This window comes from Azospirillum agricola (assembly GCF_017876095.1).
GTDB classification, from domain to species: Bacteria; Pseudomonadota; Alphaproteobacteria; order Azospirillales; family Azospirillaceae; genus Azospirillum; species Azospirillum agricola.
The window spans coordinates 20911-46306 of the sequence record NZ_JAGINM010000031.1 but is presented as its reverse complement, the minus strand read 5'-3'; the positions used below and the strand labels follow the sequence as shown (position 1 = coordinate 46306).

Annotated in this window: 19 protein-coding genes; 11 read left to right on the top strand and 8 right to left on the bottom strand. The window is 69.5% G+C overall.

Annotated features, from left to right (window positions below):
- The first annotated feature begins 28 nt into the window (after nt 1–28).
- Nucleotides 29–1576 carry an ABC transporter substrate-binding protein gene (locus J2847_RS30350; protein WP_209782468.1) on the top strand — a complete coding sequence of 516 codons (1548 nt, stop codon included), beginning with the start codon at nt 29–31 and terminating at the stop codon, nt 1574–1576.
- A gap of 127 nt (nt 1577–1703) precedes the next feature.
- On the opposite strand, the gene J2847_RS30345 is transcribed toward J2847_RS30350, so the two are convergent.
- Both J2847_RS30345 and J2847_RS30340 read right to left on the bottom strand, forming a co-directional pair.
- A complete protein-coding gene (locus tag J2847_RS30345) occupies nt 1704–2303 on the bottom strand; it encodes a glycine-rich domain-containing protein (RefSeq protein ID WP_209782467.1) in 600 nt (199 codons plus the stop codon).
- A gap of 151 nt (nt 2304–2454) precedes the next feature.
- Nucleotides 2455–4308, bottom strand: coding sequence for a hybrid sensor histidine kinase/response regulator (locus J2847_RS30340; RefSeq protein WP_209782466.1), 1854 nt, complete (start codon nt 4306–4308; stop codon nt 2455–2457).
- Between the two features lie 316 nt (nt 4309–4624).
- Between J2847_RS30340 and J2847_RS30335 the strand changes: the two genes are divergently transcribed.
- The 3 genes from J2847_RS30335 (at nt 4625) to J2847_RS30325 (ending at nt 9818) form a co-directional block, all read left to right on the top strand.
- Nucleotides 4625–7699 carry a response regulator gene (locus tag J2847_RS30335; protein ID WP_233474889.1) on the top strand — a complete coding sequence of 1025 codons (3075 nt, stop codon included), beginning with the start codon at nt 4625–4627 and terminating at the stop codon, nt 7697–7699.
- Nucleotides 7696–8832 (top strand): N-acetylglucosamine-6-phosphate deacetylase, encoded by a 1137-nt coding sequence (gene nagA / locus J2847_RS30330; RefSeq protein ID WP_209782465.1) that lies wholly within the window; start codon nt 7696–7698, stop codon nt 8830–8832. Before J2847_RS30335 ends, nagA begins: the two co-directional genes overlap by 4 nt.
- 80 nt (nt 8833–8912) lie before the next feature.
- On the top strand, nt 8913–9818 hold the full coding sequence (locus J2847_RS30325; RefSeq protein ID WP_209782464.1) for an SMP-30/gluconolactonase/LRE family protein: 906 nt from the start codon (nt 8913–8915) through the stop codon (nt 9816–9818).
- Between the two features lie 19 nt (nt 9819–9837).
- Here J2847_RS30325 and J2847_RS30320 read toward each other — a convergent pair whose 3' ends face one another.
- Nucleotides 9838–11361 carry a L,D-transpeptidase family protein gene (locus J2847_RS30320; protein WP_209782463.1) on the bottom strand — a complete coding sequence of 508 codons (1524 nt, stop codon included), beginning with the start codon at nt 11359–11361 and terminating at the stop codon, nt 9838–9840.
- A 351-nt stretch (nt 11362–11712) separates the two neighbouring features.
- Between J2847_RS30320 and urtA the strand changes: the two genes are divergently transcribed.
- From urtA to urtE, 5 genes are all read left to right on the top strand, one after another.
- Nucleotides 11713–13020 (top strand): urea ABC transporter substrate-binding protein, encoded by a 1308-nt coding sequence (gene urtA, locus J2847_RS30315; RefSeq protein WP_085554465.1) that lies wholly within the window; start codon nt 11713–11715, stop codon nt 13018–13020.
- Between the two features lie 331 nt (nt 13021–13351).
- Nucleotides 13352–14977: an urea ABC transporter permease subunit UrtB gene (gene urtB, locus J2847_RS30310; protein WP_209782462.1), complete on the top strand. Its 1626-nt coding sequence runs from the start codon at nt 13352–13354 to the stop codon at nt 14975–14977.
- Nucleotides 14978–14980: 3 nt separating this feature from the next.
- Nucleotides 14981–16135 carry an urea ABC transporter permease subunit UrtC gene (gene urtC, locus J2847_RS30305; RefSeq protein WP_209782461.1) on the top strand — a complete coding sequence of 385 codons (1155 nt, stop codon included), beginning with the start codon at nt 14981–14983 and terminating at the stop codon, nt 16133–16135.
- A 3-nt stretch (nt 16136–16138) separates the two neighbouring features.
- A complete protein-coding gene (gene urtD / locus J2847_RS30300) occupies nt 16139–16885 on the top strand; it encodes an urea ABC transporter ATP-binding protein UrtD (protein ID WP_209782460.1) in 747 nt (248 codons plus the stop codon).
- Nucleotides 16886–17030: 145 nt separating this feature from the next.
- Entirely contained in the window at nt 17031–17726 is a 696-nt protein-coding gene (urtE, locus tag J2847_RS30295; protein WP_209782459.1) for an urea ABC transporter ATP-binding subunit UrtE, read from the top strand.
- A 402-nt stretch (nt 17727–18128) separates the two neighbouring features.
- Here the strand turns inward: urtE and J2847_RS30290 are convergent, their stop codons facing one another.
- The 5 genes from J2847_RS30290 to J2847_RS30270 form a co-directional block, all read right to left on the bottom strand.
- The gene (locus tag J2847_RS30290; RefSeq protein ID WP_209782458.1) at nt 18129–18989 is read right to left on the bottom strand and encodes an isocitrate lyase/PEP mutase family protein; all 861 of its coding nucleotides are present in this window, start codon (nt 18987–18989) and stop codon (nt 18129–18131) included.
- A 51-nt stretch (nt 18990–19040) separates the two neighbouring features.
- On the bottom strand, nt 19041–19421 hold the full coding sequence (locus J2847_RS30285) for an antibiotic biosynthesis monooxygenase (protein WP_209782457.1): 381 nt from the start codon (nt 19419–19421) through the stop codon (nt 19041–19043).
- The gene (locus J2847_RS30280; RefSeq protein WP_209782456.1) at nt 19418–21301 is read right to left on the bottom strand and encodes a TRAP transporter large permease; all 1884 of its coding nucleotides are present in this window, start codon (nt 21299–21301) and stop codon (nt 19418–19420) included. Before J2847_RS30280 ends, J2847_RS30285 begins: the two co-directional genes overlap by 4 nt.
- A gap of 43 nt (nt 21302–21344) precedes the next feature.
- Nucleotides 21345–22403 carry a TRAP transporter substrate-binding protein gene (locus J2847_RS30275; RefSeq protein ID WP_209782455.1) on the bottom strand — a complete coding sequence of 353 codons (1059 nt, stop codon included), beginning with the start codon at nt 22401–22403 and terminating at the stop codon, nt 21345–21347.
- Between the two features lie 76 nt (nt 22404–22479).
- On the bottom strand, nt 22480–23901 hold the full coding sequence (locus tag J2847_RS30270) for an FAD-binding oxidoreductase (protein ID WP_209782454.1): 1422 nt from the start codon (nt 23899–23901) through the stop codon (nt 22480–22482).
- 253 nt (nt 23902–24154) lie between these two features.
- Between J2847_RS30270 and J2847_RS30265 the strand changes: the two genes are divergently transcribed.
- Nucleotides 24155–24829, top strand: coding sequence for a GntR family transcriptional regulator (locus J2847_RS30265; RefSeq protein WP_209782453.1), 675 nt, complete (start codon nt 24155–24157; stop codon nt 24827–24829).
- A 380-nt stretch (nt 24830–25209) separates the two neighbouring features.
- Nucleotides 25210–25362, top strand: coding sequence for a hypothetical protein (locus tag J2847_RS30260; RefSeq protein WP_209782452.1), 153 nt, complete (start codon nt 25210–25212; stop codon nt 25360–25362).
- Nucleotides 25363–25396 lie beyond the last annotated feature (34 nt).

Here is a 25396-nt window from a genome sequence, read left to right as displayed (position 1 = left end):
TTCCGTCCACGGGTCATGGTCTTCTGACATGCCGGCTGTCCATCGACGCCACTTCCTCGGTCTGCTGGGAACGGCCGCCGCGCTGTGGGCCGGACCGTCGGCGGTGGCGAACGCCGCCGTGGCCGGCGCCCTGCGGATCGGCATCAAGTCCCTGCCCGCCTCGCTCAACCCGCTGACCGTCAACGATCTGGTGGCGCGTCAAATCCTCGGCTCCATGTATGAAAGCCTGACCAGCATCGACCCGAACGGCCGGGTCCTGCCCGGTCTGGCGCTGTCCTGGGACGCCGAGGCCCAGGCGACCCGCTGGCGGCTGCGCCTGCGCGATGGCGTCCGCTTCCACACCGGGCGTCCCTTCACCGCGCGCGACGTCAAGCGCACCTTCGAAGCGGCTCTGGCGACCGAGGGAGCGAACTTCGCCGTGCTCGCGCTGTCGAAGGTCCAGGGCTTTCGCGAGCTGCGCGAACGGACCGCCACCGACCTGCGCGGCGTCACCGTGGTCGACGATCTCACTCTGGAGGTGGTCTGCGACGAGCCCTGCGCCACCTTCCCCTTCGCCCGCTTCAACATCCTCGACACCCAGGCCATCGCCGAGGCGGGCCCGGCCTGGTATCGGACGATGTCGGCGGGAACCGGCCCCTACCGGCTGACCGGAAGCACGGAAGGGATCCGGGTCGATGTCGAGGCCAGCTCGCACTGGCGCGGCGGCGCCCTGCCCTTCGAGCGCGTGTCCTTCCTGGCGACCGGCATCGGCAACGACGGCATCACGCTGTTCAACGACAGCCAGATCGATTTCTCCTTCGTCGACACCGACGCGCTGCGCGCGGTCATCGACGATCCGGGTTTCAAGCGGGCGCTGATCTCATGCCCGCGCATGCAGATGCGGGCGGTGGCGCTCGACCCGCGCCGTGTGAGGGCGTTCGGCGATGTCCGCGTCCGCCGGGCGATGTCGCTGCTGATCGACCGCGAGGCGATGGCCGAGCGCTTCTTCCGGGGGGTGGCGCGGGTCCACAACGGCGTCGTGCCGCCGGCCCTGCTCGCCAACGAGCGGCTGGAGTCCCTGGCCTACGACCCGGACGCCGCCAAGGCGCTGCTCGCCGAAGCCGGCCATCCGGACGGGCGCGGCATCGAGCCCTTCACCGTCAACGTCCTGCCGGAATACCGGCGGGAGTTCGTCTATTACGTGTCGCAGTGGAACAACCACGGCATCCCGGCCAAGCTGGTAATCGCGCCCCGGCAGGAGTTCATCGCGCGCTCGCGGCGGCGCGACTACGACGCCTTCCTGTTCGGCTGGACCGCGACCTACCCCGATCCGATGAATTTCCTGGACGAGCTGTTCTCCAGCCGCAGCCGCTTCAACCCGGTCGGCTGGTCCAGTCCCGAGTTCGACGGACTTGTCGAGAAGGCCATGGCCCTGGCGGATTCGGAGCAGCGCGCGGCGGCCTACAAGGAGGCCGAACGCATCGTCATGGACGATCTGCCGCTGATCCCGCTTGTGGTTCCGGATTACGTGGCGTTGCGCAGCAACGCCCTGAGCGACAATTTCATCACCCCGTTCGGCGGCATGAACTTCGCCTGAGCGACGGCGCCCGGATCGGGGACGGGTGGACGCGGGGCAGGGGGCGAAAAAAACCCCTGCGCCGCGCGAGCGGGCAGGGGTGTGTTGCGTTTGGCCCCTTGCCGCCTCCCCTCGGAGGCGTGGGGCGTCAAGCGGCGTGGCTGGGACCTTCGGCTTGGCGCAGGCAATCCGCGGGCTTGGCTTCCCGCAGGCAGTCGGCGCTCTTGGCCTCGCGCAGGCAATCCGCGGGCTTGGTTTCCCGCAGACAATCGGCGGGCTTGGCCTCACGGAGGCAATCCGCCGGCTTCGCCTCGCGCAGACAGTCAGCACCCTTGGCCTCGCGCAGGCAGTCCGCGCCCTTGGCTTCCCGCAGGCAGTCGGCGTTGGCCGGGGCCTCGAACAGGCGGGCGCTGTCGCGACGGGCGGCGGCCATGCGGTCGGCCGCCACGGTGACGCCGTTGTGATGCAGATACTCGCCATAGACCGCGTCGCAGAAACGGACGTAGGCGCGGGTGTCGGCGACGATGAATTCGTGCCAGAGGTCGTCGCAGGCCGCCGACGGCGGAACGATGTCCATCTCCGGATGCTCGGCGCAGGCCAGCAGGAAATCCTTGAGCTGGTCCAGCGCGATGGCGGCCGTCCGGTCGCTCATGCCGGCCGCGACGGCGCGGGTCACGACGTAACCGAAGTCGAACCCTGCGATGATGTCGCGAACCCGCTGCGCGTCGGTCTTGGCCTGGATGGGCATCACATGTCCTCCGTGTTTGTTCCTGCCGGTATCCGGCCTTGGCATCCGGATGCCGCACCAGATGCTGGAGCAATGGCGCACGCGGAGCCTGCGCCATTTTCAGGACATCAACAAGATACCCAATCTTAGTGGTTTGCCCTTATCGGGAAGGCTACTTCGAAGGTTGGATGACCGACAGAGGTCTTTCCCGCTTGGCCATCTGACCAATGAGTGTGGAGAGGCGGTCGGGCAGGATCGGCTTGGCGACCACGGCAATGCCGAGGTCGCCGGCCCGCCGCATCACCTCCCCGTCGAGCCGGCCGGAAATCAGGATGGCGGGGACGCGGGCTTCCAGCAGGGACCACACCTGGGTGATGAAGTCGATTCCGTTCTCCGTCGCCGACAGGTGATAGTCGGCGACCAGTATGTCCGGGCGGATCACCCCGTCGCGCAGGTCGTCCAGCGCGCGGGCGACGGTGGAGACGCCGTGCACCCGGCGTCCGGCGTCGGTGAGGAACTGGGTCAGCCCGTTCAGGACGAAGCTGTCGTCGTCGATCACCAGCACGGCGACGTCGGCGGGCGCCGCCGTCTCGGACGCGGCGCCGTCGATGCGGACGCTCTCCAGCTCCGGCGGCTTGGCGGGTTCGGCGGCCAGCGGGATGGCGACCGAGAAGACCGATCCCTTTCCGAGCACCGAACGCACCTTCACCGGATGGTTCAGCACGGTGGAGAGCCGCTTGACGATCGACAGGCCGAGCCCGATGCCGTTGTCGCGGTTGCGCTCCGGGTTGCCGATCTGGTGGAACTCCTCGAAAATGGCCTCCAGCCGGTCCTCGGGGATGCCGATGCCGCTGTCCCGCACCTCGACGACGATCTGGCTGCCGGCTTCCAGCCCGACGAGCTGGACCGAGCCGGCCGCCGTGTAGCGGATGGCGTTGTCGATCAGGTTGCCGAGCAGCCGCAGGAACAGCACCCGGTCGGTGACGACGCCGCCGTGCAGCGGCGACACGGCCAGGGCCAGCCCCTTGTTGCGGGCGACCGGGCCGAACTGGGCGTCGAGCGCCAGGAACAGGTCGCCGATGTCGTGGACGCCCATCGTCGCCGTCACGCCCCCGGCGTCGAGCCGCGACACCTCCAGCAGATCGTCGAGCAACTGCTTCAGCGTCATCACCACCTGTTCGATCTTGCGCGCGGAATCGGCGGTTTCCGGGCTCGTCGCGTTGCGGCGCAGGATGGCGCTCAGCATCAGCAGCGACTGGGCGGGCTGGCGCAGGTCGTGGCTGGCGGCGGCCATGAACTTGGCCTTGGAGGCGACCGCCTGCTCGGCGCGCTCCTTGGCGGCGCGCAGATCGATGGCGTTCTGGCGGAAGGTGCGCAGCGCGGCCGCCATACGGCCGATCTCGTCGTCGCGGTGCCGCCCCGGAACCTCGACCGACACGTCGCCGGCCGCCAGATCCGACATGGCGCGGGTCATGCCGGCGATCGGCACGGTGACGCCGCGCGTCGCCCACACCACGCCGATGATGACCAGCAGCAGGATGCCGGCGCCGACCGCGGTCAGCAGCAGGACATCCTCGCGGATCGCCGTGTTGGTCTGGGTGGCGTCCAGCCGCACCAGCAGGGTTCCGATGGCGCGCCGGTTGCCGCTGCGGTCGGCATGCTCCAGCGGCACGGTGGCGGTGGTCGAGGAGTCCTCGGTCACCGGCCGGGCGTCGGGCTTGCGGTAGAAGGCGAAGCGCTCGCCGCGGGTTCCCAGGATTTCCGCCTCGGCGAAGGCGTCGATCGAGCGCAGCGGGGCGAGCGCCGTCACCGCCTCCTCCGGGTCGAGGTCCCACAGCGCGCTCGCCGCGTCGTCCAGCACGATCTTGGTCGCCAGCTCGGCGCGGATCACCAGCTCGGCCTGCGTCGCCCGCACGTCGGCCTGGATCAGCACCGCCATCGGCACCGCGATCAGCACCGACACCAGCAGCACCGCCGCCGTCGTCGTCCGCGCGACAAGGCTTCGAGACAGGACCTCCAGCAACATTCAGAAGCCTTCGAAAAGGGGACAGGGGACGATTCCAGCCAAAAACATATCACCGTATGGCTTTCACCGGCACGGCGCCTTCATCATGCCTAAGCATCGCGCCGCCGCAAGCGTTTCGGCGTGTTTCCGCGCGAGCATCGCCGATCATGCGACCGCCGGCCGTTTACTGAGCCGGCGACCGTCACGTCGCGACGGAGAATACGGATAATTGATTCTTTTTCTTGGGCGATTGTCTGGGTAGATGTGGGTTGCGGATCAGTGGACAATGGCGTCCTTCACCGGGTGGCCGATCGGGCAGGGGGGCATGGGAATGGGAATGATCGTCGCCCTCGCGCACGGTGTCGGGCTGCTGGCGCTCGTTCTGCTGGCCTACCGGCTGCTGCTGCGCCGGTTCGGCGGACGCCGGCCGTTCCGCCTGCTGTCGGGGGTGCTGTTCGGTGCCGCGACGGTGCTGTCGATGATGGACGCCGCCACCGTGGCCGACGGCGTGATCGTCGATCTGCGCAACGTCATGGTGGCGCTTGCCGGGCTGTTCGGCGGCTGGCCGGCGGCGGCGGTCTCGGCCGCCCTGGGGGGAGCCTACCGGCTGTGGCTGGGCGGCGCCGGCATGCCGACCGGGCTGCTCGGGCTGGGGCTGACCGCAATCGTGGCCTCCCTGGCCGCGCCGGTCCTGCGGCGGAAGGGGGCGGAGCCCGGCCTGTGGCGGCTGGCGCTCCTCGGCCTGCTGGTCAGCCCGCTGACGCTGGCGGCTTTCCTGCTGCTGCCGTCCCCGGATCTGGTGCGGACGACGCTGGGGGCCATCGCCCTGCCGCTGACCGGATTCACGGTGCTGGGCATCGCGCTGCTGGGCACCATGCTGTCGCGCGAGCACCGCCGCGTCGCCGACGAGCGCGCGCTGGCGGAGAGCGAGGCGATGTTCCGCGCCGTCTTCGACCATTCCGCCGACAGCCTGTTCATCGCCCGCGTCGTCGCCGACGGCTCCTTCGCCCTCCAGCGCGGCAACGCGGCAGCCTTCGTGGCCTTCGGCATCGAGGCCGAGGGCGCGCAGGGCAAGCCGCTCGACGCCGTGCTGCCTCCCGAGGCGGCGGCCAAGCTGACGGCCGATCTTCAGGCCTGCATCGATTCCGGCGGGCCGATCCGTTTCGAGGACAAGGAGACCCGCAACGGCGTCACCCGCTTCTGGGAGGTGTCGCAGGTGCCGATTCGCGACGCGCGCGGCGCCATCGCCATGGTGTCGGTCGGGGCCCGCGACATCACCCGCCGCCACGAGGCCGAGCGGACGATCCGCGAGAGCGAGGCGCGCTACCGTCTGCTGGCGCGCAGCGTCTCCGACGTCATCAGCCGGATCGGGCTGGACGGCGTCCGCCGCTTCTGTTCGGAGGCGGTGCGCGACAGCCTGGGCTGCGAGCCGTCGGAGATGGTCGGCCGCCCGCTGGTCGAGCGCATCCACCCCGACGACCGCGCGGCGGTGGCCGACGGGCTGGGCCGGATGACGCCGACCAGCCCGACGATGAAGTCCACCTACCGCATGCGCCACGCCGACGGCCATTGGGTGTGGATCGAGAGCGCCTTGCGGCTGGTCGCCGACGATTGGGGGGCGCCGCTGGAGTTCGTCAGCGTCGAGCGCGACGTCACCGCCCGCAAGGCGATGGAGGCCGAGTTGCACGACGCCCGGCAGGCGGCCGAGGCGGCGAACCGCTCGAAGGGCGAGTTCCTGGCCAGCCTGAGCCACGAGCTGCGCACGCCGATGAACGCGGTGATCGGCTTCGCCGACCTGATCGCGCGGGAGTCCGAGGGACCGATCGCCAACCCCTTCTACAAGGATTTCGCGGCGAACATCCGCGACAGCGGCCAGCATCTGCTGGAGCTGATCAACGAGATCCTCGACAATGTCCGCGCCGAGGCCGGGCAGCTCGTGCTGGAGGAGGAGACCGTCGACCTGGAGCAGGCGGCGACCTTCGCCGTCCGGCTGCTGACGCCGCGCGCCGGGCGGGCCGGCATCGCGCTGTCGGCGTCGGTCGATCCCAAGGCCCGCTACCTGCGCGGCGACGACAAGCGCATCCGCCAGATCCTGCTGAACCTGCTGACCAACGCCGTGAAATACACGCCGGCCGGCGGCCGGGTGTCGGTGGAGACGGCGCTGGAGCCGGGCGGCGGCCTGCGGCTGGAGGTGCGCGACAACGGCATGGGCATCGCCGAACAGGATCTGGGCCGCGTGCTCCAGGCCTTCGGACGGGTGGAGAACGACGCGACCCGGCCGATCGAGGGCACCGGGCTGGGACTGCCTCTGACCCGCCGGCTGGTCGAGCTGCATGGCGGCACGCTGGCGCTGTCCAGCACGGTCGGGCAGGGCACCACCGCCGCCGTCCGTTTTCCCGCCGGCCGGGTCGCCGACGAGCGGGGCCGCACTTCCAACGCTCCGCTGGAGCGGGCGCAGGCTCCGCTGTCGATCCTGATGGTCGAGGACGACCAGACCATCCGCGAGACCGGGCTGGCGTTGCTGCGCGGCTGGGGCCACCGGGCGGTCGGCGCCGTCAACGCCAACGAGGCGCTGGTGGTGCTGCGCAGCCCCGAGCCGCTCGACCTTCTGTTCACCGACATCGTGATGCCGCCGGGCATGAACGGGGCGGAGCTGGCGCGCGAGGCGCGGCGGCTCCGCCCCGGCCTGCCGGTGCTGCTCGCCTCCGGCTTCGCCGCGCACGCGGTGGTCGCCGACGACGTGGCCCAGGCCGGCTACGACCAGATCGCCAAGCCCTACGACCCGGCGGAGTTGCAGCAGCGGCTCGACGGGCTGCGCCCGCTGGGCGAAGCCGTGGCGATGCCCGTTCCGGAACGCCCGGCCGCCCCGCCGCCGCCCGGACCGCTGCCCGGACCGCCGGCCGCCACGGAGTCCCCAGCGGAGTCCTCGGCGGAGGCCCCGGCGGAGGCGCTGCGCATCCTCGTCGCCGAGGACGTCGAGATGAACCGCCTGCTGATCGTCACCATCCTGAAGCAGCTCGGCCACCGGGTGGTCGCGGTGGAGGACGGCGCCGCGGCGGTCGCGGCGGTGCGCCGCCACCCCTTCGACCTGATCCTGATGGATGTCAACATGCCGGTGATGGACGGGCTGGTGGCGACGCGGACCATCCGCGACATGGCGCCGCCGGCCAACCGCATCCCCATCGTGGCGATGACCGCCAACACCTTCCCCGAGGACGTCGCCCGTTGCCGCGCGGCCGGGATGAGCGGCTATGTGCCGAAACCCATCGACCGCAGGCTGCTGGTCGCGGAGATCGCCCGCTGTGCCGTGCCCGCTCCCGACCGGCCGGCGACGACGACGACGGGATCGGGGGCGGGATCGGGGGCGGGGATGGAGGCCGGATTGGCGGGTAAGGGGAGGCCGACGGTATGACGCGGCGGTTTCTGGTGGGGAGCCGGCTGTTCACCGGCGACGCGATCCTGGACGGGCATGGGCTGCTGATCGGGGAGGGGCGGATCCTCGATCTGCTGCCCTCGGGGCGGGAACCCGATGCGGAGATCCTGCGGCTGCCGGACGAGGCGCTGCTCGCGCCGGGCTTCATCGACGCGCAGGTGAACGGGGCGGGCGGGGTGCTGTTCAACGACCGGCCGACGGTCGAGGCGGCGCTCGCCATCGCGGCGGCGCTGCGGCGCTCGGGCACGGTCGGGCTGCTGCCGACCTTCATCACCGACGACCGCGCGCGGACCGAGCAGGCGGCCCGCGCCGCGCTGGCCGCCGCGGCGATTCCGGGAAGCGGCGTGCTGGGCGTCCATCTGGAGGGCCCCTTCCTCAGCCCGGAGCGGCCGGGGGTGCATGAGCCGCGCTTCATCCGCGTTCCCGACGCGGCCGACGTCGCCTTCCTGACCGGTCTGGCGGCGGGGGCGCCCGACGCGCGGGTGCTGGTGACGCTGGCGCCCGAGCGGGTGGAGGACGAGACGCTGGCGCGGCTCTCGGCCGGCGGCGTGATCCTGTCGGCCGGCCATTCCGCCGCCGGGGTCGAGCGGGTGGAGGAGGCGGCCGGACGGGGGCTGCGCGGGGTGACGCACCTGTTCAACGCCATGCCGCCGATCGTCAACCGGGCGCCGGGGCTGGCGCTGGCCGGGATGAGCGACCCGCGCCTGTGGTGCGGGATCATCGCCGACGGCGTGCATGTGCACCCGGCGCTGCTGCGGGCGACGCTGGCCGCCAAGCCGGCCGGGCGGGTCTTCCTGGTGACCGACGCCATGCCGCCGGTCGGCACCGACGCGACCGGCTTCACGCTGTACGGCCGGACCATCCACCGCCGGGACGGCCGGCTGGAAACCGGGGACGGCACGCTGGCCGGCGCCGACATCGACATGATCGGCGCGGTGCGCAACGCGGTGGCCCTGCTGGGCGTGGAACTGGAGGAAGCGCTGCGGATGGCTTCCCTCTACCCGGCGGCCTTCCTGGGGCTGGAGGACCGCTATGGCCGGCTGGCACCAGGGCATCGGGCGGCGCTGGTGCTGCTGGGGGCGGATCTGGAGGTTCTGCGGACCTGGGTGTGAGGAACGCCTCATCGAGCGGTTGATTGTCGGCCGCATCCCCGCGAAGCTGTCCCCCCACCGACTGCCGAGGCGTTCGTCCCATGACCACCGTCGTGACCACCGGCCAGCCCTTTTCCTGTGTCCTCGACGCGCGGGCCAAGCTGGGCGAGAGCCCGGTGTGGTCGGTGGCGGAGCAGGCGCTCTATTGGGTCGACATCAAGGGGCGGGCGCTGAACCGCTTCGACCCGGCGGCCGGGACCAACCGGGCCTGGGCGGTGCCGGAGGACATCGGCTGCGTGGGGTTGCGCAAGGGCGGCGGCTTCGTCGCCGGGATGCGCTCCGGCCTGTGGGAACTGGATGGCGAGGGCAGGCCGCTGGCGCTGCTCGCCGCCAACCCGGAGGATCACGCGGCCAGCCGCTTCAACGACGGGCGCGCCGACCCGGCCGGACGCTTCCTTGCCGGGACGCTGGACGAGCCGAAGGCCGGTGGCAAGGCGCATCTCTACCGCCTCGACCGGCGCGGGCTGGCGGCGCTGGCCGGTGGCATCCTGACCTCGAACGGGCTGGCCTTCAGCCCGGACGGGCGGACGCTCTACCACTCCGACACCCCGACCTTCACGGTCTACCGCTACCGCTACGACCCGGCGACCGGGGAGGTGTCCGACCGAGAGGTCTTCGTCCGGCTGGAGCCGACGGGGGATGATCGGGGACGCCCCGACGGCGCCGCCGTGGATTCCGAGGGCTGCTACTGGACGGCGCTCTACGAGGGCGGACGGGTGAGGCGCTACGCCCCGACCGGGGCGCTGCTGTCGGAGCATCCGGTGCCGGCCCGCTGTCCGACCATGGTGGCGTTCGGCGGGCCGGATCTGCGCACGCTGTACCTGACCACCGCCAGCGCCGGCCGTCCGGTGGAGGAACTGGAGCGCTTTCCGCAGTCGGGCGGGATCTTCGCCCTGGCGGTCGACGCGCCCGGCCTGCCCGAACCGCTGGTCGATCCGGACGTCTGAGCAGGCGCGGGGCGCCTTCTCACATCCGCGTCGGGGCGGGCGGCGGAACCGGCAGGCTGCGAACCGAGGCCGGCGACAGGGCGCTGGTGTGGCCCGGCATCGACTGGGCCGGCGGGGATTGGGCGGGGATCGGCAGCGGCGCCGGCTTGCTCACCGGACGCGGGCTGGCGACCGGCTGCGTCTGCGGCGCCGACTGGCTGGGGGCCGGCGTCGCGCCGGGCACGGCGGGCGGATCCTCGTAGATGTCCGGATGGACGCGCACGGTGCCGGCGCCGTCGACCGAGGCGTTCCAGTAGACGAAGCGCACCGGGATGGCGTTCGGCAGGCGGACGGTCTTGGTGTCGCCGGTGTCGAGCTGCTTGGTGACGGCGGCGTCCGACATCTTGGCGGCGGTCAGCAGGGTGTCGGCCATCAGCCGGGCGTCCTCCAGCCGGACGCAGCCGGAGCTGGCGGCGCGCAGGTCGCGGCTGAACAGCCGGGGGTCGTTGGTGCCGTGCAGGAAGATGCCGTCGCCGTTGGTCAGGTTGAAGCGGAAGCGGCCGAGCGCGTTGTCGTCGCCCGGCTTCTGCACGATGCGGATGCGGCCGGGATCGACCGACCACCAGTTGACGTTCTGCGTCACCACCTCGACGCCGTCGAGATAGACGACGGCGTTCTTGATGCCGGTGTTGCCCTTCTTGCGCAGCACCGGCAGCTTGTCCTCAGTCAGCACGGTCGGCGGCACGGTCCAGGTCGGGTTGATGGTGACGCTGGTGATCTTGTCCTGGAGCAGCGGCGTCTTGCGCGACGGCCGGCCGACCACCGCCCGCATGGTGAAGGCGGGACGGCCGCGCTCGATGTAGGTCACGGTCTGCGCCGGCAGGTTGACCAGCACCGCGGTCTCGGGGATGGAGGCGGCCTGCGCCCGCATCGTCGCCACGGCGCGGCGCAGCATCGCCACCGTCTGGGCCGGGGTGCGGTCGAGCGCCTGGCGCGTCACCTCGCCGACCTTGCCGTCGGGTTGCAGCCCCTCCACGATCTGGAAGGCGCGCACGGCGTTCTCCAGCGGATCCTCGAAGCTGTCGGTCCATTGGTCGGCGGGCAGATGCCCCAGCTCGATCAGCCGGCGCGCCACCTTGCCGACGCGGTCGGCCAGCGGCGAGCGCACGCGGATCACCACCGGCGGGGCCGCCTCGACCGGCGGCAGGCCGGGCAGGGCTTCGGCCCCGGTGGCGTCGGGAAGCTCCAGCGCCGGCAGCACGGCCTCGATCACGCCGCCGTCGCCCTTCTTCACCACCGCGCCGTAGCCGATGCGGGTGGCGGTGACCTTGGGGGCGTTCTGGATCTCGGTCGCGCGCTGTTCGATGCGGGCGGCCCAGGCGGCGACCAGCGGCGGTGCCGACGGCGCCGCGACGCGCGCCGGGGCGGCGGCCGGAGCGGTGGTGGAGGTCGTGGCTCCCGACGTTCCAGCCGACGCCGGCCCGCCCGTCAGCACGCCGAGCAGGAAGCCGGCGATTCCGAGCGCGGTGCAACGGGTGATGGTCTGGCGGCTGGCTGAAAGCATGATGCGTGGACCGTATCGTGAACGAGACAAGACAACCGGCGTATCCTTTGACCACGAGCGTGGCCGGCGCAAGCGACATTTGGTGTCGGCTGCACTGTTTCTCGCGCTGTTGCGGGACTGCATCGCAACGAAACGGTCCCCGCCGGCACGGGATTTCGCGGATACGACGCTCCGCGTCCGGCATTATTCCATTTCCAGGAAAAATCTTTTGCGCGATTGCGCATGATGGAGCTGCGCCGGGCGCATGGGGCATTTGACGTAGATACGCCCGTTCGCAGTCGCGATAGCCTTTCCCTCGACGATGTGGGCAAGCCCCGGAGCAACCGGGGCGCACTGATAGGGGGCTACTTCATGCGGACGAAACAGGTGACTTCGGTGTTCGGCGTCGGCGCGCTGGCCGGTCTGGCGATGGGCGCCATGGCCGGGATGGCGGCGCCGGCGATGGCGCAGGACACGATCAAGGTCGGCATCCTGCACTCCCTGTCCGGCACGATGGCGATCAGCGAGACGACCTTGAAGGACGTCATGCTGATGCTGATCGAGGAGCAGAACAAGAAGGGCGGCGTTCTCGGCAAGAAGCTGGAGCCGGTGGTGGTCGATCCGGCCTCCAACTGGCCGCTGTTCGCCGAGAAGGCGCGCGAGCTGCTGACCAAGGACAAGGTCGCCGCCGTGTTCGGCTGCTGGACCTCGGTCAGCCGCAAGTCGGTGCTGCCGGTCTTCGAGGAACTGAACGGCCTGCTGTTCTACCCGGTGCAGTATGAGGGCGAGGAATCCTCGCGCAACGTCTTCTACACCGGCGCCGCCCCGAACCAGCAGGCGATCCCGGCGGTCGACTACCTGATGCAGAAGGAGAAGGTCCAGCGCTGGGTGCTGGCCGGCACCGACTATGTCTACCCGCGCACGACCAACAAGATCCTCGAGGCCTACCTGAAGGGCAAGGGCGTCAAGGACGAGGACATCAAGATCAACTACACGCCGTTCGGGCATTCCGACTGGCAGTCGATCGTCGCCGACATCAAGAAGTTCGGTTCGGCCGGCAAGAAGACCGCCGTCGTCTCGACCATCAACGGCGACGCCAACGTTCCCTTCTACAAGGAGCTCGGCAACCAGGGCGTCAAGGCGCAGGACATCCCGGTCGTCGCCTTCTCGGTCGGCGAGGAGGAATTGGCCGGCATCGACACCAAGCCGCTGTTGGGCCATCTGGCAGCCTGGAACTACTTCCAGTCGGTGGAGACCCCCGCCAACGCCGAGTTCATCAAGGCGTGGAAGGCCTTCACCAAGAACGACAAGCGCGTGACCAACGACCCGATGGAGGCCCACTACATCGGCTTCAACATGTGGGTGAAGGCGGTCGAGGCGGCCGGCACGACCAATTCGGACGCGGTGATCGACAGCATGGTCGGCGTCTCGGTGCCCAACCTGTCGGGCGGCTATTCGGCGATGCTGCCGAACCACCACATCACCAAGCCGGTGCTGATCGGCGAAGTGCAGGAGAACGGCCAGTTCGAGACCGTCTCCAAGACCCCCGGCCTGGTCCCCGGCGACGAATGGTCGGACTTCCTGCCGGACAGCAAGGACCTGATCGCCGACTGGCGCAAGCCGATGTCCTGCGGCAACTTCAACGTGAAGACCGGCAAGTGCGGCGGCAAGGGGTCGTGAGGGTCGCGTTCCTGACCGTCTGACCGTCCGACTGGTTGCAACGCTTGCCTTCCTCCTGACTGTTCTCAACCTGCTGCCTTAACCCTCTCCTCCCCCGGGGAGAGGGTGGCCCGAAGGGCCGGTGAGGGGGCGTTACGGCCGGTAGGCCGGAAAAAGCAATGGCTCAGCCGTTGGCTTCCGGTTCACGGCACGCGACGCGTCCCCCCTCACCCAACCCTCTCCCCGGGGGGGAGAGGGCCAAGGCAGCGGGCGTGAAGCAGGGAAGAGGCAAGCGTTTTCCTTTTCCAGAACTCTTCCCCGCAAGCCTCCCTTAAGCCCGAAGGATCCCGCGATGCGACGCGCTCTCCGCTGGTTCATGGCCTGCTGGCTGATGGCCGTGTGCGTGGTGGCCGCCACGTCGACCGCCGCGCTGGCCGCCGATCTCCGGCCCCTGGTCCAGGCTTTGGGCACCGGCGGCTACGCCGGAACCGAAAAGGCGCTGGCGCAACTGTCCGAGGCCGGCGACCCGGCCGCCGTTCCGGTGATCGAGGCCCTCCAGGCCGGCGACCTCTATGTCCGCAAGGCCGATGGCGCCGTCGTCGTCGCGCGCAAGGCCGGGGCCGATTTCGCCCTGACCGACCCGCTGAGCGGCGCCGATCTTGGTCCGGCCGCCTCCGGCGCCGTCGACAAGGTCAAGGTCAACAACGCGCTGCGCCGCGCCATCAGCGCCTCGTTGGGCGCGCTCACCCTGATGAGCCCCGACGCCGCCGTCCGCCGCTCCGCCGCCGACGCGGTGTTCAAGAGCCGCGACGCCTCGGCGCTCGACACGCTGAACGCCGCCCTCGCGAAAGAGACGGATTCCGGTGTCCGCCGCGCCATGGAACAGGCGCGCGCCGCCGTCATCCTCACCGCCGGGGCGTCCGATCCCGACACCCAGGCGGCCGTCGCCACGCTCGCCGGGCGCGGCGACCGCGACGCGCTGGCGCTGCTGACCATGGTCGCCGCCTCCGGCGCCTCGGACGCCGCCAAGAGCGCCGCCGCCGCGGCCGTCGCGTCGGTCGAGCAGAAACTGGCCTTCTGGGCGGCGCTGCAAAATCTCTGGTACGGGCTGTCGCTCGGTTCGGTGCTGCTGCTGGCCGCCATCGGGCTGGCGGTGACCTTCGGCGTGATGGGCGTCATCAACATGGCCCATGGCGAGATGGTGATGATCGGCGCCTACACCACCTTCCTGGTGCAGGAGCTGTTCCGCGCCCATGCGCCGGGCCTGTTCGACCTGTCGATCCTGGTGGCGCTGCCCGCCGCCTTCCTGGTGGCCGGCGGCGTCGGCATCGCCATCGAGCGCAGCGTCATCCGCTGGCTCTACGGCCGTCCGCTGGAGACGCTGCTCGCCACCTGGGGCCTGTCGCTGGCGCTCCAGCAGGCGGTGCGCTCGATCTTCGGGCCAAGCAACCGCGAGGTCGGGGCGCCGAGCTGGATGTCCGGCGCCTTCGAACTGGGCGGGCTGACCATCACCTACGGCCGGCTGTGGATCGTCATCTTCGCCTTCGCGGTGTTCGCCACCCTGCTGGTCGCGCTGAAGCGGACGTGGTTCGGCCTGTCGATCCGCGCCGTCACCCAGAACCGCCCGATGGCCAACGCCATGGGCATCCGCACCGCCAGGGTCGACGCGCTGACCTTCGGGCTGGGATCCGGCATCGCCGGGCTGGCCGGGGTGGCGCTGAGCCAGATCGACAACGTCAGCCCCAACCTCGGCCAGGGCTACATCATCGACAGCTTCATGGTCGTGGTGTTCGGCGGGGTGGGGAACCTGTGGGGCACGCTTGTCGGCGCGCTGACGCTGGGCACGCTCAACAAGTTCCTGGAGCCCTACGCCGGCGCGGTGCTCGGCAAGATCCTCGTGCTGATTTTCATCATCCTGTTCATCCAGCGGCGTCCGCGCGGTCTCTTCGCGCTGAAGGGCCGGGCGGTGGAGGCCTGATCGATGCTGACGCGCTTTTTCCTGATGGGGCTGGACCGCAAGGCCGGGGTGGTGTTGACCATCCTGGCGCTGCTGGCGGTGCTGGTCCCGGTGATGACGCTGCTGGTGCCGGCGGACTCGCCCTTCCACATGTCGGTCTTCACCGTCTCGCTGCTCGGCAAGTATCTGTGCTTCGCGCTGCTGGCGCTGGCGCTCGATCTGGTCTGGGGCTATGTCGGCATCCTGTCGCTCGGGCACGCCGCCTTCTTCGCGCTCGGCGGCTACGCCATGGGCATGTACCTGATGCGGCAGATCGGCCCGCGCGGCGTCTACGGCAATCCGGTGCTGCCCGACTTCATGGTCTTCCTGAACTGGACCGAGTTGCCCTGGTACTGGCTGGGCTTCGACCAGTTCTGGTTCGCCGCCCTGATGGTGCTGGCGGTGCCGGGTGCCTTGGCCTTCGCCTTCGGCTGGTTCGCCTTCCGCAGCCGCGTCACCGGCGTCTATCTGTCGATCATCACCCAGGCGCTGACCTTCGCCCTGCTGCTCGCCTTCTTCCGCAACGACATGGGCTTCGGCGGCAACAACGGCCTGACCGACTTCAAGGAAATCCTCGGCGCCGACATCCAGGCTCCGGGGACCCGCGTCGGGCTGTTCGTGGCCACCGTCGTGGCGCTCGCCTTGTCCTACATGATCGCCTCGGGCATCATCGCGTCGAAGCTCGGCAAGGTGCTGGTGGCCGTCCGTGATACCGAAGGCCGGGTTCGCTTCCTTGGCTACGACACCGAATCCTACAAGCTGTTCGCCTGGACCCTGTCGGCCTGCATGGCCGGCGTGGCGGGCGCCCTCTACGTCCCGCAGGTCGGCATCATCAACCCGTCCGAGTTCGCCCCGGCCAGCTCGATCGAGGCGGTGATCTGGGTCGCCGTCGGCGGACGCGGCACGCTGGCCGGCGCCATCCTCGGCGCGGTGCTGGTGAATTTCGGCAAGAGCTACTTCACCGGCGCCCTGCCCGAGCTGTGGCTGTTCGCGCTGGGCGGCCTGTTCGTCGCCGTCACGCTGTTCCTGCCCAAGGGCCTGTTGGGCCTGGGCGCGCAGCTCGCCGCCAAGCTGCCGGGCAACAGGGCGGGCAACAAGTCCGTGCCCGGCGGCAAGACCGCCGACCAGAAGGGGATGTGAGCGATGAGCGCCGAGGACACTCTTCTCTACCTCGACGGCGTGTCGGTCAGCTTCGACGGCTTCCGGGCGCTGAACAACCTGTCGCTGGTGATGATGCCGGGCGAGATGCGCGCCATCATCGGCCCGAACGGCGCCGGCAAGACGACGATGATGGACGTCATCACCGGCAAGACCCGCCCCGACCACGGCACCATCCTGTTCGAGGGCGCCACCGACCTGACCCGGCTGCGCGAGGCCTCCATCGCCAACCTCGGCATCGGCCGCAAGTTCCAGCGCCCGACCGTCTTCGAGCCGCACACCGTGTGGGACAATCTGGAACTGGCGCTGAAGGCGCCGCGCCGCCCGCTGAAGACGCTGACCTACGCCATCGGCCGCGACGACAAGGCGCGGATCGAGGAGATCCTGGAGATCACCCGCCTGTCGCCCAAGCGCGACCGTCTGGCCGGCAGCCTGTCGCACGGCGAGAAGCAGTGGCTGGAGATCGGCATGCTGCTGGCCCAGGAGCCCAAGCTGCTGCTGGTCGACGAGCCGGTCGCCGGCATGACCGACGCCGAGACCGAGCAGACCGCCGAGCTGCTGTGCGGCATCGCCGGCAAGCATTCGGTGATCGTGGTCGAGCACGACATGAGCTTCGTCCGCGCGCTGGGGGTCAAGGTGACGGTGCTGGCCGAGGGCTCGGTGCTGGCCGAGGGCTCGCTGGACGCGGTCAGCGCCAACAGCCAAGTCATCGACACCTATCTGGGCCGTTGAGGCCTGCCTCTTTCCGTCGTCATGACCGGGCTTGTCCCGGTCATCCACGGGCGCACCTGCGGATTCGCGCGTGGGTGCCGGTCGGGCATGACGGGATGGAAAGGGGAAAGCCAGGCGCCGGTATTCGCAAAAGGAAACGCACACCATGCTGGACGTTCGCTCCCTCGACCTGCATTACGGCGCCGCCCAGGCCCTGCGCAGTGTTTCCATGAAGGCCGAGATCGGCAAGGTCACCTGTCTGGTCGGCCGCAACGGCGTCGGCAAATCCAGCCTGCTGCGCGCCATCGTCGGGCTGAAGCCGGTCAGCGGCGGCGCCATCGGCTGGGACGGGGCGGACATCACGAAGCTCGCCCCCGCCGACCGGGCGCGGCGCGGCATCGCCTATGTGCCGCAGGGGCGCGAGATCTTCCCGCTGCTGACGGTGCGCGAAAATCTGCTGACCGGCTACGCGCCGCTGCCGCGCGCCCAGCGTTCGATCCCGGACGAAGTGTTCGAGCTGTTCCCGGTGCTGAAATCCATGCTGGAGCGGCGGGGCGGCGACCTGTCGGGCGGGCAGCAGCAGCAGCTCGCCATCGGCCGCGCCCTGGTGACGCGCCCGCGCCTGCTGGTGTTGGACGAGCCGACCGAGGGCATCCAGCCCTCCATCATCAAGGACATCGGCCGGGCGATTTCCTACCTGCGCGACAAGGGGACGATGGCGATCGTGCTGGTCGAGCAGTATTTCGACTTCGCCCGCGATCTGGCCGACGACTGGGTGGTGCTGGAGCGCGGCGAGGTCATGCTGTCGGGCGCCCGCGCCTCGCTGAACGACGAGGATGTCCGCCGTTACCTGACGGTGTGAGCCCGAAGGGGGGAAGGGGCGCCGCCCCCGCTGTCGCATTCTCCTGAAAATTTTCTCGTGTTCTCAACCAAGGTCGTCGCGACGAACCAAGGGCATCCGCGCGATTGTTGCCGCTCACAATTTCCTTGCAGCCGAACGCTTTCGCGGGAGGGCCGATGGGATGCATCCATGCGTTCGGCCTGTTTTCGCAGCCCATGGCCGCTGGCCTTGATGAATTCCGCGGATCGAAGCCCAAATCATCTCATCTCAGACCGGTAAGAATCTCACGCAGCGCATCGGTGAGATTGTGCAGAAGATGCCAGCGGTCGGCGACCTGAACGGCGGTCGATCGGCCTCGGCGGATGCCGTCGGCGTAGGCGCCTGCGCGATCGCGGGCAACGATCCCAACGCTGGGATGCGCCTTCAGCCGAAATCGTCGTCCAGCGTCTTGAAGCGTCCCAGATCGACCAGGGCGCTGAAGTCGGCGTAGGTCATCATGGCGGACTCCCGCGACTTCGGCGTCCCTTCGGCGCGCAGCACCGCCAGCGTCTCGGCGATGGCGCGGGTGGCCGAGAACAGGGCCGACACCGCGTAGAAGACGACGGAGAAGCCCATCTCCTGAAGGTCGGCGGCCGTCAGCGCCGTCGTTTCGTTGCCGTCGACGATGCTGACGACCTTCGGCCCCTCGACCGACCGGGCGACGGCCTCGACCTCGGCGATCGTCTTGATGCCGTCCACGAAGACGAGGTCGACTCCGGCGTCCTGGTAGAGCCTGGCGCGGCGGATCGCCTCCTCCGGACCCGCCGCCGCCATCGCGTCGGTGCGGCCGATGATCAGCAGATCGTCGCCGCCGCGCGCGGCGAGCGCGCATTTCAGCCGGCGGACGTTCTCCTCGGCGGAGATCAGCTTGACGCCGGCCAGTTGGCCGCAGCGCTTCGGGGACCTCTGGTCCTCGAAATGGACGGCGGCCACCCCGGCCTGGATGTATTCCCGGACCGTGCGCTCGATGTTGGCGGGGCCGCCGTAGCCGGTGTCGGCGTCGGCGATGACCGGGATCGTGACGGCGCGCGTCATGTCGCGGGCGTGGGTCGTCATCTCCGTCTGGGTCATCAGCCCGAGATCCGGGGTTCCCAGCCGGACGGCGGTGGCGCCGAAACCCGTCATGTAGAGAGCCGGAAAGCCCGCCGCCTGGACGAGGCGGGCCGTCAGGGCGTCCTGGGCGCCGGGCGCCATGACGATCGCGCCGCGACCGAGGAGCTGTTTCAGTGCCGTGCCGGAAGTCATCGCTTTGGTCTCGCTCTGTGCGGCCGGCGCGCGGACGCGCCGGCCCGGTTTTCATGGCGTGTCAGGGCCGTACGGGACGGTGCCGTGCTCGTCGACGGCGAAGGTGGCGTGGAACACCTCGCCCTCGAACATCGCCAGCAGGTCCCGCGTCGGTTCCCGCGTCCGTTCGCGGATGTCCGAGGCCAAGGCCTCCCGCATGACCCGGAGGCTCGGGTAGCGGACGGAGAGCACCAGGGCGAGCGGCGGCGCGTGGTCGTCGGCGTCCAGCGGGCGCAGCAGCCGCACCTCCAGCGCGCCCGGAAAGCGGCGCCACAGCGGCACCAGCCGCTCGGCCAACAGGGCCTCGAACTCGGCCTCGCGCCCCGGCGACACCCGGCCCCGGAAGAAGGCGCAGCGCAGGACCGGGGTGGGCTCCTCCGATGCCGCCGTCATCGGATCATCCCCAGATGGCGGGGAAGCCACAGCGAGAAGTCGGGCACCAGGACCAGGACCAGCAGGGCCGCCACCAGCACCGCCAGATACTTCACCATCGGCCGCACGACGTTCTTCATCTGCGTCCCGGTCAGCGCGTTGGTGACGAACAGCCCGACCCCGATGGGCGGGGCGAAGAAGCCGAGCCCCATCGCGATCACCATGATGACGCCGAATTGCAGCGGGTTGATGCCCATCGCCCCGGCGATCGGGGTCAGCAGCGGCCCGAACAGGATCAGCGCGGGCGCGCCCTCCAGGATCATGCCGAAGCCGAACATGATGACGATCGACACCAGGACGAAGCTGAGCGGCCCGAACTGCTGGCCGAGCGCGATCATCGCGGTGGAGATCTGGTCGGGGATGCGCTCGATCGTCAGCGCGTAGGACAGGCTGGAGGCGACGGCGACGATGAACAGGATGCTGCCGGTCATCGCGGCCGCCCGCACGAACAGGGCGACCGTCATCTTCAGCGTCAGCTCGCGGAACATCAGCCCGCCGACCAGGAAGGCGTAGATCGCGGCGAAGGCCGAGATCTCGGTCGAGGTGGCGATGCCGGTGGTGACGCCCCGTCCGATCATCAGGATCATCGCCAGCGTCACGGCGGCGCCGCCGATCAGCGGCAGCAGCGGACGGCGCGGAACCTCGACGAAGACCCGGTCGAGATCGACGCGGGTGCCGGCGTAGATCGCGACGCCGGCCAGGCACAGCGCCATCAGCACGGCCGGGATCACCCCGGCCATGAACAGGCCCCCGATCGAGATGTTGGACACGAAGGCGAAGATGATGAGGTTGACGCAGGGCGGGATCGTCTCCGCCATCACCGCCGTGCAGGCGAGCAGGCCGGCGGTCTCGTTCTCGTCCTGCCCGGTCTTGCGGATCGCCGGCATGATGACGCTGCCGACCGCCGCGATGTCGGCCAGCTTCGACCCCGACACGCCGGAGAACAGCATGGTGGCGAAGATGACGATCAGGTTCAGCCCGCCCCGGAACCGCCCGATCATGCGCAGCAGAAGCTCGATCAGCCGCGACGACATGCCGTTCACCTCCATGGTGAGGCCGGCGAGCACGAAGAAGGGAATGGCCAGCAGCACGAAATGGTGGGCGCCCGAGGACACCTGCTGCGCCCAGATCAGCATCGACAGCGACGGATCCATCAGGAAATAGGACATCGACCCGAGCCCGAGCGCGAAGGCCACCGGCACGCCGAGCGCCAGCCCGCCGACGGCGGTGACGCACAGCAGCAGGATCGGCGGCACGGCGTTGTCGGGCAGCATCAGGTTCCAGCCGAGGATGCCGGCGGCGACGGTCAGGCAGACGGCCAGCGCCGACCAGCGCGCGGCCGGCTCCGCCTTGAAGCAATTGTTGACCGCGAACACCGTCATGACGGCGACGCCCAGCAGCACCGGCAGGTGGAACCACCATTGCGGCAGGCCGATCGGCGTCGTCTGCCCATGGGTGTCGAGCATCAACGCGTAGGTCGAGTGGAGCAGCATGCCGGCCATCAGCGCGGTGCCCCAGGCGGCGACCGACGCCACGAAGGGCCGCCAGCGCGGGGGCAGCAGGTTCACCACGACGTCGATGCCGACATGCTGGGTGCGGCCGAGGCCGCTGGCCGCCCCCAGGAAGATCATCGTCGACATCAGGCCGCTGGCGATCTCCTCCGCCCAGTCGAAGGGGGCGTGGAAGTAGTAGCGCGCGACGACGGAGGCGGCCACGATGACCATGTCCAGCGCGAGGATGGCGGCGCCGAGATATTCGACCGTCGTGATGAGCCGGGCGACCACGCGCTCGGTCAGCGCCGTGTCGCCGTAGTCCCCGCGCGGGGGCAACGCTATGTCCATGACTGTCACCTCGCTTCGGAAGGGGGGAGGAGCGCCGGGGGCATCAAGCGCTGGCCTTGATCTTCTCGAACAGCGGGGCCGTGACGGGATACTGCTTCAGGTAGGCGGTGTAGAGTTCCTCGCTCATGCGGCGCTTCAGGTCCTGCATCTCGTCCGGCTTCACCTCCAGGAAGGTCAGGCCCTTCTCGCGAAGCTGGGCCATCGCCTCCTCCTCGACCTTCGGCACCTCGGCCCGGCAGGCGGCGGTCGCGGCCGCGGCGGCCTGCTGGAACTGGGGCATCAGCGCGGCCGGGATCTTCGCCAGCCCGCGCTTGCCGATGTAGGCCAGCAGCGGCGTGTAGATGTGCCGGGTCTGGAGGCAATGGCGCGACACCTCGTACCACTTGTAGGACAGGACCGTGCCCGGATCATGCTCGAAGCCGTCGACGACGCCGGTCTGGAGCGCCGTGTAGACCTCGTTGATCGGCATCGGCGTCGGGGTGGCGCCGATGATGTTGAAGGTGTCGATGAAGGCCTTGGTCGGCAACACCCGCAGCTTGTTGCCCTTGAGCTGCGGCAGCGTGGTGACCTCCTTGTTGGTGTAGATGCTGCGGGCGCCCACCTGGAATCCCCAGCCGAGGATGGTGACGCCGGCCCGCTCCTGGAGCATCGCGTCGTAGGCGGCGCCGACCCCGGTGTCGAGCGCGCGGGCGCAATGGTCGTAGCTGTTGAACAGGAAGCCCAGGTCCAGCAGCCCGAACTCCGGCACGATGGTGGCCCAGATCGAGGCGCCGGTCAGGATCATGTCGACCGAGCCGCCCTTCACCTGGTTGACGACGTCGGCCTCGCGGCCGAGCTGGCCGTTGGGGAAATATTCCAGCTTGATCTGGTCGCCGACGCGCTTGGCCAGTTCTTCCTGGAACGGCTTGAACCACAGGTAATGGGCGCCGAACCGGTCCGGCGGGGCGGAGGAGGACACGCGCAGCGTGATCGGCGCCGCGGCCTGCGCGCGGCCGGAGCCGGCGATGCCCAGGCCGGCGATTCCGGCGCCCAGGGTGAGGCCGGTCCCGAGGGTGGCGGCGCCGGCGATCAGGCGGCGGCGGGAAATCGGGGTGTTCTGCATGGATGTTTCCTCGAATTGACGGCGTCGGCCGTTCTTGTTGTGAAGGCGTTGCGCTTCCGGGGGGGGAGCCGGCCGGTCAGGCCGCCGGCAGGACCTTGCCGGGATTCAGGATGTTGGCCGGGTCGAGCGCCGCCTTGACCGCCTGCATGACGCGGACGGCGCGGCCGTGCTCGAGCTCCATGAACTTGATCTTGCCCGAGCCGATGCCGTGTTCGCCGGTGCAGGTCCCGTCCATGCCGATGGCGCGGCGGATCAGCCGGTCGTTGATGCCGTCCGCCTCCTCCAGCTCCGCCGGATCCGACGGGTCGATGACGAGGCCGAGGTGGAAGTTTCCGTCGCCGACATGGCCGACGATCGAGATGAAGAAGGAGGCCGACGCGATGTCCGCCTGGGTCTCGGCGATGCAGCGGGTCAGGCCCGATATCGGGACGCAGACGTCCGTGCTCCACACCTTCGCGTTGGGGCGCATGGCCTGGACCGCGTAATGGACGGCGTGCCGGGCCCGCCACAGGGTCGCGCGGGTGTCGGGATCGCTGGCCGATTCGAAGTCCAGCGCGCCGTGGTCGGCCGTCAGCTCCCTCGTCATCGCGATCTGCTCGGCGACGGTGCCGGGCGAGCCGTGGAACTCGAAGAACAGGGTCGGCGTCTCGCGGTAGGACAGGCCGCAGTAGCGGTTGGTCGCCTGCACGGTGCGCGTGTCCATCAACTCGACGCGGGCGACCGGGATGCCGCACTGGATGACCGACACGACCGAGGCGACGGCGGCCTCCACCGTCTCGAAGGGCACGACGGCGGCCGAGATGGTCTCCGGGATGCCGTAAAGCCGGACGGTCAGCTCGGTGATGATGCCGAGCGTGCCTTCCGAGCCGACGAACAGCCGCGTCAGGTCGTAGCCGGCCGAGGATTTGCGGGCGCGGCTGCCGGTGCGGATGACCTCGCCGTCGGCGGTCACCACGGTCATCGACAGCACGTTCTCGCGCATGGTGCCGTAGCGCACCGCGTTGGTGCCGGACGCCCGTGTCGCCGCCATGCCGCCCAAGGTGCTTTCCCCGCCGGGATCGATCGGGAAGAACAGGCCGGTGGCGCGCAGCTCCTCGTTCAGCTGGAGGCGCGTCACCCCGGCCTGGACCGTCACGTCCAGATCCTCGGCCCGCACGGCGATGATGCGCGTCATGCGGCTGAGGTCGACGCAGACGCCGCCGCGCACGGCGGAGACATGACCCTCCAGCGAGGTGCCCGCCCCGAAGGGCACGACCGGAACGCCGTAAGCGGAGCAGAGACGCAGGATCGCCGACACCTCCTCCGTGCTCTCCGCGTAGCAGACGGCGTCGGGAGCCTGGGTGGCGTGGTAGGATTCGCCCCGCCCATGCTGTTCGCGCTCCGCCAGGCCAAGGGCCAGGCGCGCGCCCAGAAGCTGCCGCAGATCCGCCAGCATCGCGTCCGGCACTCTCCTGCCGCTCTCGACGTCCGGGATCCTCTGGGTGGCAACGATCTCCATCGGCGTCTTCCCTCGCATGATTCCGTGTGTCCGGCGCCCGGCCGGCTCGTTTGCTGGTGACACCCTCTATCACGGCCCATGACTGTGTGCAAGACGTTGTACCTTGGATACAGTGTCCAAGATGGAAGATATTGCTCTTCGAAGACGGAGGGACTATCTCTGGATCTGGCTCTGGATAATGGCCCGGCGGTTCGGCGACCGCCGGATGAGGGCCTGACAGGACGCACGCAACCGGCGGACCGTGGAACAGACAATGATACCGCGCTTGCAGATCGAGCTTCCCAAGGCCCTGTCGACGATCGTCGAGGAGCGGCTGCGCGATGCCATCGTCAACGCCGAGCTGTCCTTCGGCCAGGCCCTGTCGGAGGATGCGGTGGGGCTGTCGCTCGGCGTCAGCCGCACCCCGATGCGCGAGGCGCTGACCCGGCTGGAGCAGCAGGGGCTGGTGGTGATCGTGCCCAAGAAGGGGACCTTCGTCTTCCAGCCGACGCTGGAGGATGTCGAGCAGCTCGCCTCCTTCCGCCTGCTGCTGGAGACCAGCGCGCTGGAGCGCTGCATGGAGAGGGCGCTGGCGGAGACGCGGGACGACATGGCCGCCGCCCTTGACATGATGCGGGTTGCGCGCGAGGCCGGCGACACGAAGGCCTACGCCCGCGCCGACACCGTTTTCCATGAGAGCTTCGTCAACCATTGCGGCAACGTGCATCTGGCGAACGCCTACCGGACGATCTCCGGCCGGGTGGCGGCGTTGCGCGCGCATCTCTCGGTTCCGCACAGCGGCCAGCAGGATTTGTCGTTCGGCGAGCACCGCAGCATGATCGAGGCGTTTGAGAAGCGGGATTCGGCGCTGCTCAGGCAACTGCTGTCCCAGCACATCCTGCGCGCCCAGGCCGCCTATGCGGATGCTCTGGTCGAGATGCAGCGGTAGCCGCCAATCGCTGCGAGCGGACGAGCAGGAGCGGATCAAGGCGCTGGAACGTGAGGTACGGGAACTGCAAATATGGACCGGCGCCGTCATGCAAGGGAGAGGCTACGCGCCCGGAATTTTGCAATTCAAAGCTTTCCTGGACTTTAGACCTTTGACATCAGTGAGTTTTCTGGAGGTCGCAACGGCATTCTTGTTATGCGATCAGAGCTGTTTGGCGTTGAAGATTTTCAATGAAACATCTCAGGAGAAAGCGACGCCCGTCCGACCGGGGTACGACTCAATCGCCGGTGGTGCGGGAGCCAATCTTTAAGAGGCGTTAACGATCCGGGCCGCATGATCGCCTCAACACGATCATCACCTCGAACCCGGAGCCACCCGCCATGTCGTCCTTCAACGCCACCTCCTTCGACGCCGCCGTTGCCGCCGAGCCGCAGGTCCGCAAGATGCATGGTCTGGCCCGCGCCGCGGTGTGGGTGGTGGCGATCGGCGCCCCGTGGGTCGCCATCGTCCAGGCGGTCCGCCTGATCTTCTGAGCGCCCCGTCTGGCCGCCGGCTCTCGGAACGGGC

Excerpts from the sequence above, each read along its gene's own strand:
- nagA (WP_209782465.1), top strand. The coding sequence starts at position 7,696 with ATGACGCGGCGGTTTCTGGTGGGGAGCCGGCTGTTCACCGGCGACGCG.
- urtE (WP_209782459.1), top strand. The coding sequence starts at position 17,031 with ATGCTGGACGTTCGCTCCCTCGACCTGCATTACGGCGCCGCCCAGGCC.
- urtC (WP_209782461.1), top strand. The coding sequence starts at position 14,981 with ATGCTGACGCGCTTTTTCCTGATGGGGCTGGACCGCAAGGCCGGGGTG.
- J2847_RS30345 (WP_209782467.1), bottom strand. The coding sequence starts at position 2,303 with ATGCCCATCCAGGCCAAGACCGACGCGCAGCGGGTTCGCGACATCATC.
- urtA (WP_085554465.1), top strand. The coding sequence starts at position 11,713 with ATGCGGACGAAACAGGTGACTTCGGTGTTCGGCGTCGGCGCGCTGGCC.
- urtD (WP_209782460.1), top strand. The coding sequence starts at position 16,139 with ATGAGCGCCGAGGACACTCTTCTCTACCTCGACGGCGTGTCGGTCAGC.
- J2847_RS30270 (WP_209782454.1), bottom strand. The coding sequence starts at position 23,901 with ATGGAGATCGTTGCCACCCAGAGGATCCCGGACGTCGAGAGCGGCAGG.
- J2847_RS30320 (WP_209782463.1), bottom strand. The coding sequence starts at position 11,361 with ATGCTTTCAGCCAGCCGCCAGACCATCACCCGTTGCACCGCGCTCGGA.
- J2847_RS30350 (WP_209782468.1), top strand. The coding sequence starts at position 29 with ATGCCGGCTGTCCATCGACGCCACTTCCTCGGTCTGCTGGGAACGGCC.
- J2847_RS30275 (WP_209782455.1), bottom strand. The coding sequence starts at position 22,403 with ATGCAGAACACCCCGATTTCCCGCCGCCGCCTGATCGCCGGCGCCGCC.
- J2847_RS30340 (WP_209782466.1), bottom strand. The coding sequence starts at position 4,308 with ATGTTGCTGGAGGTCCTGTCTCGAAGCCTTGTCGCGCGGACGACGACG.
- J2847_RS30335 (WP_233474889.1), top strand. The coding sequence starts at position 4,625 with ATGATCGTCGCCCTCGCGCACGGTGTCGGGCTGCTGGCGCTCGTTCTG.
- J2847_RS30285 (WP_209782457.1), bottom strand. The coding sequence starts at position 19,421 with ATGACGGCGGCATCGGAGGAGCCCACCCCGGTCCTGCGCTGCGCCTTC.
- J2847_RS30325 (WP_209782464.1), top strand. The coding sequence starts at position 8,913 with ATGACCACCGTCGTGACCACCGGCCAGCCCTTTTCCTGTGTCCTCGAC.
- urtB (WP_209782462.1), top strand. The coding sequence starts at position 13,352 with ATGCGACGCGCTCTCCGCTGGTTCATGGCCTGCTGGCTGATGGCCGTG.
- J2847_RS30290 (WP_209782458.1), bottom strand. The coding sequence starts at position 18,989 with ATGACTTCCGGCACGGCACTGAAACAGCTCCTCGGTCGCGGCGCGATC.
- J2847_RS30265 (WP_209782453.1), top strand. The coding sequence starts at position 24,155 with ATGATACCGCGCTTGCAGATCGAGCTTCCCAAGGCCCTGTCGACGATC.
- J2847_RS30280 (WP_209782456.1), bottom strand. The coding sequence starts at position 21,301 with ATGGACATAGCGTTGCCCCCGCGCGGGGACTACGGCGACACGGCGCTG.
- J2847_RS30260 (WP_209782452.1), top strand. The coding sequence starts at position 25,210 with ATGTCGTCCTTCAACGCCACCTCCTTCGACGCCGCCGTTGCCGCCGAG.